The following is a 13,853-nucleotide window of genomic DNA, read 5'->3' as shown; positions in this document are numbered from 1 at the left end:
ACTGTGAGCCGTTCCTCCTAAGAACCGGGCAGGCCTGAGAACCGGGCAGCCTACGAACCGAGCAGCCAGGTGTCCTTCGACCCGCCACCGCGGGACGAGTTGACGATCATGCTGCCCGGCGGTGCGACCCGGGTCAGCGCGGCCGTCCCCACCTCGGCGCCGTCGCCGAGGAAGACGAAGGCGCGCAGGTCCACGTGGCGTGGCGTGAGCCGCTCTCCGTCGAAGACCGGGTGGGTGGAGAGCGAGACCACCTCCTGCGCGATCCACCGGTGCGGCGCGGCCTCGACCTGGTGCCGCAGCGCGGCCAGCTCGTCCTCGGTCGCGTAGGGGCCGATCACCACGCGGTCGCCGCCGTACCCGTCGACCGGCTTGACCACCAGCTCGCCGAGGCGGCGCAGGATCTCGTCCCGCTGCTCCGGCACGCCGCCAAGATAGGTCGGCACGTCATTGAGCAGCGGTTTCTCGCTCAGGTAGTACTCGATGAACTGAGGCACGTACGCGTAGATCGCCTTGTCGTCACCGACACCGTTGCCAAGCGCGTTCGCCACCGCGACCCGCCCGGTGTGCACCGCGGACAGGATCGGCCAGCCCAGCGGCATACCGTCCGCGCCCGGTGCGTGAAGCAGCTCGTCCTCGTCCATCCGCAGGTAGATCACGTCCACCCGCTGCCGCCGCCCCTGCTGGACCAGGAAGACCGTACCGTCCATGACCTGCAGGTCCGTGCTGACCGCGGCCGGCACGCCCATCTCCTGAGCGAGCATCCGGTGCTCGAACCAGGCGGAGTCGTCGTTGCCCTTGCTCAGCACCACGATCGCGGGCTCGTCGCCGGCGGCCGGCGGTGCGGCCGCGAGCAGCGCCCGGCGCAGCATCGCAGGCGTGTCCTCGACCGGCAGCAGGTTCTCCGGCAGCGGCAACTCCGGCAGCACGGACAGCGTCAGCCGCCGGTTCTGCATCGCGTAACCGATTCCGGACGGCACCCGCAGGTTGTCCTCAAGCACGTGCCAGCCGGTCTGCCGGTCCTTGACCAGGTCCATGCCGGCCACCTGGACCCGCGCGGCCTGCCGGCGCATCAGGGCACCTGTGGGCTTGAGGCCGGGGGAGGCGTCCACCACCCAGCCCGGGATCACGCCGTCCTTGACCACCCAGCGCTCGTCGTAGACGTCGCGCAGGAACGCGTCGAGCGCACGTGCGCGCTGGGTCAGCCCGGCCCGCAGCATGGCCCACTCGTTCGCCTCGACAAGCCGGGGCAGCAGGTCGAACGGGAAGAGCCGGGTGCTGGCCTCGCCTGCCACGCTGAACGTCACACCGCGGGCACGCTGCTCCTCGTCCCGCAGGTGCTCGCGCTGCCGCAGCTCGACCGCGCTGAGCCGCTCCAGTGCGCCGACGAGCTCGCGGTACGACTCCGGCGGCCCGGTGTCCGGGAACATCTCGTCGCCGGCGCTTGCGTAACCGGTCAGCGGCGTCAGAGCCGGCCCGGCCGTCTGCCGGGCGGGCTCGCCACCGCGGGTCTCCTCCAGGATCAGGTCGACCACGTCGGCCAGCCGGCCCCGCCGGGTGAACGCGCGGCGCTGGCGGGCCGCCGCGCTGCCTCGCCGCAGCGCGCGTTCCAGCAGCTCGGAGACGTGCTCCCAGTCGCCTGCCTCCTCCAGGAACGGCCGCAGGTCGGCGGTGAGCCGGCGCAGCGCCTCGGCGGCGCGCACCGGCTTCGGGCCGTGCGACAGGTCGATCAGGTCGCCCTCGAGGCCGGACCGTGCGGCCCGCCAGAGCGCGGCGCGCAGCACCGGAGGCCGGGCCGGCGTGTACGGCTCACCGGCCCGAACCCGCTCCATCTCGCGCCGGACCAGCGCCCGGAACAGGCCGGCCAGCAGCACCACGGTCTCCACGTCCGCGCTGGCGTCCGTGATCCGCAGTTCGACCGTGGGCACGTGGGCGGACGGCCGGACGTCGAAGTAGATCATCGCGGGGTCGCTGATCGTCTCGGTCTCAATCAGCTCGCGGACCAGCGCGTCGTGGTCGGCCGCGCTGCTCACCAGCCCGGGGTCGCCGGCCGTGGGCCAGCGCTGCCAGACCAGCGAGCGGACGCTCGCGTACCCGCTGTCCTGCCCCATCCAGTAGGGGGAGCTGGCGGAGAGGGCGAGCAGCGACGGCAGCAGCGGCTGGACGCGCTGGGCGACTGCCACGGCCAGGTCGCGGTCGTCGATGCCGACGTGCACCTGCGCGCCACAGATCAGCTGCTCACGCGCGAGCATCTGGTACTCGTCGAGCATGTGCCGGAAGCGCGTGGTGGGCGTGATGTCCAGGTCGTCGCCGTTGAGCAGCGGCATGGTGCCGGCCGCCGCGATGCCGAGCCCGGCAGCGTCCGCCACGCCGACCGCCAGCCGCCGGAGCCGGACGATGTCCTCGCGCAGGTCGTCGAGGGTGCGGCTGACCGCGGTGTTCGTCTCCACCACCGAGCGCTGCAACTCGGCGGTGAACGAGTCCGCGGGCAACCGGTCGAGCAGCTCGCCGGCGCGGGGCACCAGCTCCCGGGTGTCCAGGTCGATGACGTGGAACTCCTCCTCCACCCCCAGGGTGAGGGCCCCGGAACCCGCCTTCGGGTCCGGCGGGGCAAGCGTCGTCGCGTCCTTCGGGGTATCGACCATTCTCTTTCCCACCTTGTGGAGCCGACTGTCCGCCAGAGCGTTCCCACGGCGCATGCCAGCTATGTTTCGGGTCGGTTAAGGTGCGCGACCCGCTCTTCTCCTTACCCGATCTTGGGTCGCTCCACGCACCCCTGACGCAGGGGCCACCATCAGGATGAGTGAGGATGGAGCGCGATGACATACCGCTACTTCTATGACTGTGAATTCATCGAGGATGGTCGAACGATTGACCTGGTCTCGATCGGCGTGGTGGACGAGAACGGGCGCGAGTTCTACGCGATCTCCACGGAATTCGACGGATCACGCGCCACGCCGTGGGTACGCCGCAACGTGCTCGACCGGCTTCCCTCCCCCGGTGACCCCGCCTGGAAGTCCCGCGAGCGGATCCGCGAGGAGCTCTACGAGTTCCTTGTCGAGCCGATCCGCGGGCGTACCGGCGAGCAGCTCGACCTCTGGGCCTGGTTCGCCGCCTACGACCACGTGGTGCTCGCGCAGCTCTGGGGCGCCATGCCGGCGCTGCCCCGGGCCATCCCGCGCTTCACCAAGGACCTGCGCCAACTCTGGGACGACCGCGGCCGCCCGCCGCTGCCGAACGCGGAGGCCGACCGGCATGACGCACTTGTCGACGCGCGGCACAATCTGGCGCGCTGGAATGCGATGCGAGGAACGTGATGCCCGGTTTTGGCATCGCGGTCCGAGGGTGGTGTTGGTGTCTTGGGTCGTCGTGATGCCCGGTTTTGGCATCGCGGCCGGAGGGTGGTGTTGGAGCCTGGTGCCTGATGCACCTGGGGCGTCCTCGCCTGCGACCCGGCCTACGCGTTCCCGGTATCGCCTGCCCTGCGGCGTCCGGGATTCGGCAGGTTGCTGAACCACAGTTGTAGTGCGAATGACATCCGGGTGTAGCCGGGGTCTGCTGCGAATGGGTTTAGTGACGCCGACTACAGTGCGCAATGACGGCCCGCCCCGGGCCGGCAACGTTGCTCCCGGGGCGCCTGTGCCGAAGAGACTTGCAAGTGTGTGGAGGGACGAGCCAATATGCGTATCGGCGTGCTCACCGGCGGCGGAGACTGTCCTGGTCTGAACGCGGTCATCCGCGGCGTGGTCCGTAAGGGCATCACGGTCTACGGCCACGAGTTCGTGGGCTTCCGCGACGGCTGGAAGGGCCCGCTCGAGGGTCTGACGAAGCCGCTCGGCATCCAGGAGGTCCGTGGCATCCTGCCGCGCGGCGGCACCATCCTCGGCTCCTCCCGGACGAACCTGTTCAAGATCGACGGCGGCGTCGAGCGGGTCAAGCAGAACCTGAGCGACCTCGGCGTCGACGCGCTGATCGCGATCGGCGGCGAGGACACGCTCGGTGTCGCCACCAAGCTCGCCGACCTGGGTGTGAACGTCGTCGGCGTGCCGAAGACGATCGACAACGACCTGAACGGCACTGACTACACGTTCGGCTTCGACACCGCGGTGAACATCGCGATGGAGGCGATCGACCGGCTGCACACCACCGCCGAGAGCCACCACCGCACGCTTATCGTCGAGGTCATGGGCCGCCACGCCGGCTGGATCGCGCTGCACGCCGGCCTCGCCGGTGGCGCCAACGTCATCCTGCTGCCGGAGCGCAACTTCGACGTCGACCAGGTCGCGACCTACGTCGAGAAGCGCTTCCAGCACGAGTACGCGCCGATCGTAGTCGTCGCCGAGGGCGCGCAGCCGCTCGAGGGCCAGATGGTCACGCAGAACCAGCAGCTCGACAGCTTCGGCCACGTCCGCCTCGGCGGCATCGGCCAGTGGCTCGCCGAGCAGCTTGAGGCGAAGACCGGCAAGGAGGCCCGCACGGTCGTGCTCGGCCACATCCAGCGCGGTGGCACGCCCACCGCGTTCGACCGGGTGCTCTCCACCCGCTTCGGCCTGTCCGCGATCGACGCGGTGCACGAGGGCGACTTCGGCAAGATGGTAGCGCTGCGCGGCACCGACATCGTGCGCATCCCGCTGATCGAGGGCACCGGCGAGCTCAAGACCGTCCCGATCGAGCGTTACAACGAGGCCGAGGTCTTCTTCGGCAGCTGATCCACTGTTTGTCGGGGCGCGTTCCATCCGTGGGACGCGCCCTTTCCAGATCACAATCATTCGGGGGTACGGGTGTGAGCGAGCGCATCGTCGCGGTCCTGGGCGCGGGCACCATGGGCGAGCTGGTGCTGGCCGGGCTGTTGCGCGGCGGGCACCCGGTCACCCACACGCTGGCCACCGCGCGCCGTCCGGAGCGCGCGGAGCAGCTGCGCGCCACGCACGGCGTCCGCGTGCTGAACAACGCCACCGCCGCCGGTCAGGCCGACGTGCTTGTGATCGGCGTCAAACCGCAGGACGCGGACGCGCTGATCCGCGAGGTGGCCCCCTACCTGCGGCGCGGCGCGCTTGTCGTGTCGCTCTGCGCGGGCCTGACCACTGACTTCTTCGCCCGCCGGCTGCCCGAGGGCACCCCTGTGGTGCGCGTCATGACCAACACGCCAGCGCTTGTCGGCGGCGCGATCTCGGCGATCTCCCCGGGCGCGCACGCGACTGACGCGCACGTGGCGCAGGCGGAGGACCTGTTCCGGCCGCTCGGCGCCGTGATCCGGGTTCCGGAGAAGCAGCAGGACGCGGTCACCGCGGTCTCCGGCTCCGGGCCCGCCTACATCTACCTGTTCGTCGAGGCGATGATCGAGGCCGGCGTGCTGCTCGGGCTGCCCCGGCAGACCGCGCACGAGCTGGCCGTGCAGACCGCGCTCGGCTCCGCGACCATGCTTCGCGACTCCGGTGAGCATCCGGCCGTGCTGCGCGCGGCGGTCACCTCGCCGGCCGGCACCACCGCGGCCGCGCTGCACGAGCTGGAACGGCATGGAATGCGGGCTGCGGTGCTCGATGCTCTTGAGGCGGCGCGCGACCGGGCGATCGCCTTGGCGGCACAAAACCCCTGATCAGAGCCGTGTGGAAGCTCTATAGAGGGAAGATGCACGCCCATTCGGCGGGCCGTGTATTCATTCATCCTCATGGGGCTTCCCGGCTCCCACTTCTCCCCGTTACGGTCAGATGACAGCGAGTAGTTGCCCGCTGAACTGGGGAGGTGCACCATGCGAGCAACCCGACGGTCTCTGGTCATCTGTGGGACAACCGTGGGCATGACGGCCGCGATCCTGTGGGTGGCGGCCCCGGCTTCCGCGTTCGCACACGACAAGGTGGCCAACCCCTACCTCCACGCACTTCTGGACATGCTGAGCCTGGCCGTCGTCATCTCACCGATCGTGTCCGCGTACCTGTGGGGCTCGGAGCGCCGGGGTCTTCTCCTGGCCCTGACCGGGCTGGTTCAGGCACCGGTCGCGGTCATCGCGTTCGTGCCCGTCGTCCCGCCGGCCGTGCACCTGCTGCTGTTCGGCGTCGCGCTGGGCCTCACCATCGGTTCCATCAGCTTCGTGCGGCGGTCCGCGACTTCCCCCGCGGCCGTGCCGGAGCTGCCCGTTGGCTCGTGATCGGCTGCCACTGATCACGAGCCTGCGACTTCCGGGGCGAGAGCCCCGGAGTGGACCCCGCTGCCGGCTGCGGAGGCAGGTCAGCCCCTGGGTATCGGCTGGCAATCCTCTGTGGCCGGCGGCGGCACGTCCGGACCGGAGCCGAACGGGTCGGCGGCGGGTGGGTCACTGAGGTCGATGGGGAGCACGTGATCCCCGACCGTGAGGGCAGTGACCCGCCCGCCGTCCCGTCGCGTCCCGACCGGCGGGCAGCCAGGGGCCGGCGCGCCCCACCGGCCGCCCACGTCGCGGAGCGCGGTCCAGCGGCAGTGCTCCTCGCCGACGTACCCCCAGGCCATGAAGATCTCCTCGCCCGCGTAGCTGTAGACGCCGACGGACTCGGTGCCCGACACGCCCTGGCGGCGGTGGAAGACGGCGTGCAGACCGGGCACCACGACGCCGTCGAGGTCCGCGTCCGCCACGACACGATGGGGTGAGAACGCCGACAGATCGGGCAGGTACATGACCTGATCAACGAATGCACCATACTGAGGGTCGTGTTCACACTGGCCGAGGCCCGACAGTTGATCGCCACGCTGCGTCCCCGCATCGATGAGCTGATCACGCTCCGCGCCGACCTTGCGGAACTGAAGGCCGACCTGGCGGACGGCCTCGAAAGCCCGTTCGGCGGTGTCGCGGAGATCAAGGCGCTTGACGCGCGGATCTACGCCACCGTCGAACTGCTCGAGCAGAACGGCATCCAGATCAAGAATCTGGCGCCCGTGCTCCTCGACTTCCCCGGCGAACAGGACGGCCGCCCGGTGCTCTGGTGCTGGCTCGAGGGCGACAGCAGCATCGACTGGTACCACCGCCTGGAATGTGGCTTCCCCGGCCGTCGGCCCTGCTAGCTGGCTCTGCTTATGGTCGTCGCTTCGCTCCTCCGGGCTCGACGCCACGGCCTGCGGACGGCGGTGTCAGGCAGACGAAGAGCGTGTCTGACTGACACCGACGTTCCTCGGTCGTCCGCGCCTCACGACGTGGTCACGCAAGCGACGGGTCCGGAGAAACTGCAGACTAAGAGCGCGGTGGGCGCTCGTCGGGGCATGCCTTTGGGCCTTGGCCGCCTGCGACTCGGTTGTGGTGCTAGCTCGGCAGAATCTTTTCGATGGCGTCGAGGACTGTGGGCTCGTCCGGCTGCACGGGGGTGCGGAAGCGGGCGGCGACTGTGCCGTCGGGGGCGACCAGGAACTTTTCGAAGTTCCAGCGGACGTCGCCGGCGTCGCCGTCCGGGTCGGGGGCCTCAGTCAGGGCGGTGAAGAGCGGGTGGCGGTCCGGGCCGTTCACGTCGACCTTCTCGGTCATCGGGAACGTGACGCCGTAGGTGGTCGCGCAGAACTCGGCGATCTCCTCGGCGGTGCCGGGCTCCTGACCGCCAAACTGGTTGCAGGGCGCGCCGAGCACGATCAGGCCGCGGTCGGCGTACTCCTCCGCGAGCTTCTCGAGCGCGGTGTACTGCGGCGTCGAGCCGCACTTGGACGCCACGTTGACGATGAGCAGGGCCTTGCCACGGTATTTAGCGAGATCAGCGGGCTCGCCGGTGAGCGAGTTGATCTCCACGTCGAAGACGGTCATGGAACCCGACATTACGCTCGGTTGCCGTCCGGATCGTCCGTTGCCCTAAGAAATTGATAAATCCATGTATGACCATCTTGACGAAGTCGTGACGTGGCCCTTCACTCTTAGGAAAGTTTCCTAATCGATGTGGAGACGACATGAGAAAATCCGTCCGCCGCGGACTGCTGGCGGGTGCGGTCGTCGCGGCACTCGCCGCCACCGCAGTCCCGGCCGTCAACGCGATGGCCGCGGGCAGCATCGCCGCCACCTTCACCGCCAGCTCCGACTGGGGGACCGGCCACGAGGTCGCCGTCAAGGTGACAAACGGCTCCGACGCCGCGGTCGCCACCTGGAGCATCACGTTCACGCTGCCGGCGAGCGCGTCGATCAGCAGCTCCTGGGACGCCGACGTCACGAAGAGCGGCAACACCTACACCGCGGTCAAGAAGAGCTGGCAGGGCAGCCTGGCCCCCGGCGCGTCGACGACCTGGGGCTACATCGCCACCGGCGCGTACGCGGCGCCGAGCAGCTGCACGATCAACGGTGTGACCTGCGCGGGCGGCACGACGCCGACCACGCCGTCCACGCCGAAGCCGCCGACCACGCCGCCGGCCACCACGCCGCCGCCCACGACCCCGCCGCCCACCACGCCGCCGGTCACCACCCCGCCGCCGAACACCGGCGGTAAGAAGGTCGTCGGCTACTTCGCGGAGTGGGGTGTCTACGACCGGCAGTACCACGTCAAGAACATCGACACCAGTGGTTCCGCCGCGAAGATGACGCACATCCTCTACGCGTTCGGCAACACCACCGGCGGCCGTTGCTCGGTCGGCGAGACGTTCCCGGCGTACGAGAAGTCCTACACGGCCGACCAGAGCGTCAACGGTCAGGCGGACACCTGGGACCAGCCGCTGCGCGGCAGCTTCAACCAGCTGCGGCAGCTCAAGGCGAAGTACCCGCACCTCAAGGTGATCTACTCGTTCGGCGGCTGGACCTGGTCCGGCGGCTTCACCCAGGCCGCGGCGAACCCCACCGCGTTCGCCGAGTCCTGCTACAACGTGGTCGAGGACCCGCGCTGGGCGGACGTGTTCGACGGCATCGACATCGACTGGGAGTACCCGAACGCGTGCGGCCTCAGCTGTGACACGAGCGGGCCCAACGCCTACAAGAACGTGATCTCGGCGCTGCGCACCAAGTTCGGCCCGAGCGCGCTGATCACCTCGGCGATCACGGCGGACGGCAGCAACGGTGGCAAGATCGACGCCACCGACTACGCCGGTGCGATCAACAACCTCAACTGGCTCATGCCGATGACGTACGACTACTTCGGCGCGTTCGCCGCACAGGGCCCGACCGCCCCGCACTCGCCGCTGACCGCGTACAACGGCATCCCGACCGCGGGCTTCAACTCCGACGCCGCGATCCAGAAGCTCAAGGCCAAGGGCGTCCCCGCCGACAAGCTGCTGCTCGGCGTCGGCTTCTACGGACGCGGCTGGACCGGCGTCACCCAGTCCGCCCCCGGCGGCACCGCCACCGGCCCGGCACCCGGCAAGTACGAGCCGGGCATCGACGACTACAAGGTGCTGAAGACCACCTGCCCGGCGACCGGCACGGTCGGCGGCACGGCCTACGCCTTCTGCGGCAACAACTGGTGGAGCTACGACACCCCGGCCACCATGACCAGCAAGATGACCTACGCGAAGAACCAGGGTCTCGGCGGCGCGTTCTTCTGGGAACTCTCCGGCGACACCACAAACGGCGAACTCATCACCGCCGTGAAGAACGGCCTCAACTAGCATTCCCTTCCGAAAAGCGCCTGCCCTCACCGTCGTCCACCCGACGGTGAGGGCAGGTCCCTTTATGGGGTGGCGGTTTCGCTTTTCCCGCATTAATGTGGTGCCCATGTTCGGCATGAGTGGGCTTGAGGTGCGCACCGGCGGTGGCCGGTTCGGCGCGCTCGCCGCCATGCCCGGACGACTGGATAGCTGACCCTTCTCCCGCTCCAGCAGGACCGGAGGAGGAGGGTGCTCTCGTCGTACCCCCGCATGCATGTGATCTGTGGGGGTTTCACGCGCGGTCTTGGCGCGATTCACCATGTCTTTCAATGGTGGCGGAGTGGCGTCCGCTCGCGTTTTTCTGCCTGCCTTTCAATGTGTTCGAGTAATTGGGAAACAGTCATGGCGAAGAGCCAGTTCGTGCGGGCGAAGCCGCACCTCAACATAGGCACGATGGGGCACGTCGACCACGGGAAGACCACGCTTACGGCGGCGATCACGAAGGTGCTTGCGGAGCGGTACCCCCAGGTCAACAGCTTTGTCGCGTTCGACGGGATCGACCGGGCGCCGGAGGAGGTGCAGCGGGGGATCACGATCAACATCGCGCACGTGGAGTACGAGACGGCCGCGCGGCACTACGCGCACGTGGACATGCCGGGCCACGCCGACTACGTGAAGAACATGATCACGGGGGCGGCGCAGGTCGACGGCGCGATCCTGGTCGTGTCCGCGCTCGACGGCGCGATGCCGCAGACGCGCGAGCACGTGCTGCTGGCCCGGCGGGTCGGCGTCCCGCACCTGGTGGTCGCCATGAACAAGGCGGACGCGGTGGCGGACGCGGAGCTGCTTGACCTGGTCGAGCTGGAGGTGCGCGAGCTGCTGTCCGAGTACGGCTTCCCGGGCGACGAGGTGCCTGTCGTCAGGGTGTCCGCGCTGCGCGCGCTCGAGGGCGACCCGCTGTGGACGCAGTCCGTCGCGGATCTGCTCGACGCGGTCGACAGCTACGTGCCGGAGCCGCCGCGGTCGCTTGCCGAGCCGTTCCTGATGCCGATCGAGAACGTGCTCACCATCTCCGGCCGCGGGACAGTGGTCACAGGTGCGGTCGAGCGCGGCACGCTGCGGCTCGGCGAGCAGGTCGAGGTGGTCGGGCTCGGCGAGTCGATCCTGACGGTCGCGACCGGGATGGAGACGTTCGGCAAGAGCCTGCTCGCGGCCGAGGCCGGGGACAACGCGGCGGTGCTGCTGCGCGGGGTCAAGCGGGACCAGGTCTCGCGCGGCCAGGTGGTGGCGCTGCCCGGCTCGGTGCGGGCGCACCGGCACTTCCGGGCGGAGCTGTACGCGCTGACCGCGGCGGAAGGCGGGCGGCACACGCCGTTCCTCGCCAACTACCGGCCGCAGTTCTACTTCCGGACCGCGGACGTGGCCGGCGCGATGGACCTCGGTGAGACGCAGATGGTCATGCCGGGGGACACCGTGTCGCTCACGGTGTCGCTTGACCGGGCGGTGCCGATGGACGCCGGGCTGGGCTTCGCGGTGCGCGAGGGCAACCGGACGGTGGCCGCGGGCACCGTCACCGACGTGCTGGATTGACTGTGCGAGGTCCGCGCTTCCCACGAAACAGGAAGCGCGGGCCTCTGCCGTGGCCGGTCAGGGGCGGCCCGTAACCTTGTCGTCATGCGCCAGGAGTGGCATCAACTGAGTCATCCCGCCGTCGGTTCGGTCGCCCTGCAGACCAGCCGTCCCACAAGCGACCCGGAGGAGACGGAGGCGCTGGGCCTCGACCGCTGGCGCACGCTCCCGCGTGTGCAGATGCCCCCGTGGCAGGACATGGACGAGGTGGCCGAGGTCTGCAAGGTCCTCGACACCGTGCCGCCGATCGTCGCGCCGTACGAGGTGGACGACCTGCGGGCCCGCCTCGCGATGGTCGCCGAGGGCAAGGCGTTCCTGCTCCAGGGCGGTGACTGCGCGGAGACGTTCACCGACAACACCGAGGCGCACCTGCTGGCGAACGCGCGGACGCTTCTGCAGATGGCGGTCGTGCTCACCTACGGCGCGTCGTTGCCGGTGATCAAGGTGTCCCGGGTCGCGGGTCAGTACACCAAGCCGCGGTCCGCCGCGCTTGACTCGCTGGGCCTGCCCGCCTACCGCGGCGACATGATCAACTCGCTGGAGCCGACGCCGGAGGCGCGCGTCGCGGACCCGCAGCGCATGATCCGGGCGTACGCGAACTCGGCCGCGGCGATGAACATGCTGCGGGCGTACCTGAGCGGCGGCCTGGCCGACCTGCACGCGGTGCACGACTGGAACAAGGACTTCGTCAAGTCGTCCGCGGCCGGCGAGCGCTACGAGGCCATCGCCCGGGAGATCGACCGGGCCATGTCGTTTATCCGCGCCTGCGGCCTGCGCGACGACGAGGCGCTGCGCACTGTCAACCTGGCCTGCTCGCACGAGGCGCTGGCGCTTGAGTACGACCGGGCGCTCACCCGCGTCTCGGACGGCAAGGCGTACTGCCTCTCCGGCCACTTCCTCTGGGTCGGCGAACGCACCCGCCAGCTCGACCACGCGCACATCGACTTCATCTCCCGCATCGCGAACCCGATCGGCGTCAAGCTCGGGCCGTCCACCACGCCGGAGACCGCGATCGAGCTGTGCGAGAAGCTCAACCCGGACAACATCCCGGGCCGCCTCACGCTGATCAGCCGGATGGGCAACCACAAGGTCCGGGACGCGCTCCCGGCCATCGTGGACAAGGTCACCGCGTCCGGGGCCACAGTCGTCTGGCAGTGCGACCCGATGCACGGCAACACGATCGAGTCGTCGAACGGCTACAAGACCCGACAGTTCGACCGGATCGTCGACGAGGTGCTCGGCTACTTCGAGGTGCACCGTCAGCTCGGCACCCACCCGGGCGGCATCCACGTGGAGCTGACCGGCGAGGACGTCACCGAGTGCCTCGGCGGCGCCCAGGGCATCGCGGACCTCGACCTCCCCAGCCGCTACGAGACCGCCTGCGACCCACGGCTGAACACCCAGCAGTCGCTTGAGCTGGCGTTCCTCGTCGCGGAGATGCTTCGTGGTTGATCTTCGCTCGGACACGTTCACCAAGCCCACGCCGCAGATGCGGGCCGCAATGGCCGCGGCCGAGGTCGGTGACGACGTCTACGGCGAGGACCCGACGGTAAACACGCTGCAGGACGAGGTCGCCGCGCTGCTCGGGCACGAGGCCGGGCTGTTCACGCCGACCGGCTCGATGGCCAACCAGATCGGCCTTCAGCTGCTCGTGCCGCCGGGCGAGGAGCTGCTCGCCGACGCGGACGCGCACGTGCTCATCTACGAGATGGGCGCGGCGGCCGCCTACGGCGGGATCTCCTCCCGCACCTGGCCGGCGGTGGGCGCCGCGCTCGACCCGGCGCAGGTGGAGAGCCTGATCAGGGTGCCGGGCGGCTACGACACGAACGCGACCCGGGCGATCGCTGTGGAACAGACCCACAACCGCAGCGGGGGTACGGTCCTCCCGCTGGAGACGTTGCAGCAGCTCCGGGCGTTGTGCGACCACCACGGACTGGGCCTGCACTGCGACGGCGCCCGGTTGTGGAACGCGCACGTCGCCACCGGCGTGCCGCTGTCCACCTACGGCCGGCTCTTCGACTCGGTCTCGGTCTGCCTGTCAAAGGGCCTCGGTGCCCCGGTCGGCTCCGTGCTCGTCTCGACCCGGGCCGCGATCGCCCGGGGCCGGGTGATCCGCAAGCGGCTCGGCGGCGGCATGCGCCAGGCAGGCATCATCGCGGCCGGCGGCCTGTACGCGGTCCGCAACCACATCCCGCGGCTCGCCGAGGACCACGCGCACGCGGCCCAGCTGGCGGCCGCGCTGGCCCCGGCCGGCGTCGTCGACGCGGACGCGGTCCGGACCAACATCGTGTCGCTCGACCTCACCAAGGTCGCGCTCGACGCGGCGGCCCTGGCCGGGGCGGCCCGCGACCGGGGCGTCCTGATCTCCGTCGTGAGCGCGCGCCGGGTCCGCCTGGTCACCCATATGGACGTGGACTCCGCCGGCATCGACCACGCCGCCGAGGTCCTCCACGACCTGCTGACCTGATCCGCTGCGGCCGGCCGGCATCTCACGGTGCCTGTGGGCGCAATAAGTGCTCTAGCGCTCAGTGCCACGCCGTGCCCGTAGGGCGAGGATGGCCAGCGCTGGATGCCCGAGGTGGAGAAGCAGCGGCCGCTCACGCCCGGGTGGGGTTTAGCTCTAGGCCGGTGCCGCGCGGCACCGGTGCCCGCGGGAGCGTGCGGGCCGCGACCACCCACGGAGTGGGAAGATCCGCTTCTGGAGGTCTGAGGGT

At 69.8% G+C, this 13,853-nt stretch carries 12 protein-coding genes; 9 read left to right on the top strand and 3 right to left on the bottom strand.

Annotated elements, in window-relative coordinates; translation table 11 throughout:
* Positions 1-50: 50 nt before the first annotated feature.
* Positions 51-2,642: a glutamate--cysteine ligase gene (locus ACIA8K_RS02110; RefSeq protein ID WP_396053957.1), complete on the bottom strand. Its 2,592-nt coding sequence runs from the start codon at positions 2,640-2,642 to the stop codon at positions 51-53.
* A 174-nt stretch (positions 2,643-2,816) separates the two neighbouring features.
* On the opposite strand from ACIA8K_RS02110, the gene ACIA8K_RS02105 reads away from it, so the two are divergent.
* The 4 genes from ACIA8K_RS02105 to ACIA8K_RS02090 all read left to right on the top strand — a co-directional run bounded on the left by ACIA8K_RS02105 (position 2,817) and on the right by ACIA8K_RS02090 (position 6,142).
* The gene (locus ACIA8K_RS02105) at positions 2,817-3,314 is read left to right on the top strand and encodes a polyadenylate-specific 3'-exoribonuclease AS (protein WP_396053955.1); all 498 of its coding nucleotides are present in this window, start codon (positions 2,817-2,819) and stop codon (positions 3,312-3,314) included.
* Between the two features lie 363 nt (positions 3,315-3,677).
* The gene (locus tag ACIA8K_RS02100) at positions 3,678-4,706 is read left to right on the top strand and encodes a 6-phosphofructokinase (protein WP_396053953.1); all 1,029 of its coding nucleotides are present in this window, start codon (positions 3,678-3,680) and stop codon (positions 4,704-4,706) included.
* A gap of 74 nt (positions 4,707-4,780) precedes the next feature.
* Positions 4,781-5,593, top strand: coding sequence for a pyrroline-5-carboxylate reductase (gene proC, locus ACIA8K_RS02095; RefSeq protein ID WP_396053951.1), 813 nt, complete (start codon positions 4,781-4,783; stop codon positions 5,591-5,593).
* Positions 5,594-5,794: 201 nt separating this feature from the next.
* Positions 5,795-6,142 carry a hypothetical protein gene (locus ACIA8K_RS02090; protein WP_396053949.1) on the top strand — a complete coding sequence of 116 codons (348 nt, stop codon included), beginning with the start codon at positions 5,795-5,797 and terminating at the stop codon, positions 6,140-6,142.
* A gap of 80 nt (positions 6,143-6,222) precedes the next feature.
* Here the strand turns inward: ACIA8K_RS02090 and ACIA8K_RS02085 are convergent, their stop codons facing one another.
* Positions 6,223-6,645, bottom strand: a complete 423-nt coding sequence (locus ACIA8K_RS02085) for a hypothetical protein (protein ID WP_396053947.1) — start codon at positions 6,643-6,645, stop codon at positions 6,223-6,225.
* A gap of 33 nt (positions 6,646-6,678) precedes the next feature.
* Between ACIA8K_RS02085 and ACIA8K_RS02080 the strand changes: the two genes are divergently transcribed.
* Complete coding sequence (locus tag ACIA8K_RS02080) at positions 6,679-7,029, top strand: DUF2203 domain-containing protein (RefSeq protein WP_396053945.1); 351 nt, start codon at positions 6,679-6,681, stop codon at positions 7,027-7,029.
* 235 nt (positions 7,030-7,264) lie between these two features.
* On the opposite strand, the gene ACIA8K_RS02075 is transcribed toward ACIA8K_RS02080, so the two are convergent.
* Complete coding sequence (locus ACIA8K_RS02075) at positions 7,265-7,753, bottom strand: glutathione peroxidase (RefSeq protein ID WP_396053943.1); 489 nt, start codon at positions 7,751-7,753, stop codon at positions 7,265-7,267.
* Between the two features lie 140 nt (positions 7,754-7,893).
* Between ACIA8K_RS02075 and ACIA8K_RS02070 the strand changes: the two genes are divergently transcribed.
* The 4 genes from ACIA8K_RS02070 to ACIA8K_RS02055 all read left to right on the top strand — a co-directional run bounded on the left by ACIA8K_RS02070 (position 7,894) and on the right by ACIA8K_RS02055 (position 13,606).
* A complete protein-coding gene (locus ACIA8K_RS02070) occupies positions 7,894-9,531 on the top strand; it encodes a glycosyl hydrolase family 18 protein (protein WP_396053941.1) in 1,638 nt (545 codons plus the stop codon).
* Positions 9,532-9,912: 381 nt separating this feature from the next.
* The gene (gene tuf, locus ACIA8K_RS02065; RefSeq protein ID WP_396053939.1) at positions 9,913-11,100 is read left to right on the top strand and encodes an elongation factor Tu; all 1,188 of its coding nucleotides are present in this window, start codon (positions 9,913-9,915) and stop codon (positions 11,098-11,100) included.
* A gap of 84 nt (positions 11,101-11,184) precedes the next feature.
* The gene (locus tag ACIA8K_RS02060; protein ID WP_396053937.1) at positions 11,185-12,591 is read left to right on the top strand and encodes a class II 3-deoxy-7-phosphoheptulonate synthase; all 1,407 of its coding nucleotides are present in this window, start codon (positions 11,185-11,187) and stop codon (positions 12,589-12,591) included.
* Positions 12,584-13,606, top strand: coding sequence for a threonine aldolase family protein (locus tag ACIA8K_RS02055; protein WP_396053935.1), 1,023 nt, complete (start codon positions 12,584-12,586; stop codon positions 13,604-13,606). The genes ACIA8K_RS02060 and ACIA8K_RS02055 overlap by 8 nt, the downstream gene beginning before the upstream one ends.
* The last annotated feature ends 247 nt before the right edge of the window (positions 13,607-13,853 follow it).

The organism is Catenuloplanes sp. NPDC051500, assembly GCF_044454585.1.
Lineage (GTDB): Bacteria > Actinomycetota > Actinomycetes > Mycobacteriales > Micromonosporaceae > Catenuloplanes.
The sequence above is the reverse complement of the archived record's forward strand: the minus strand, read 5'-3'. Positions and strand labels throughout refer to the sequence as shown.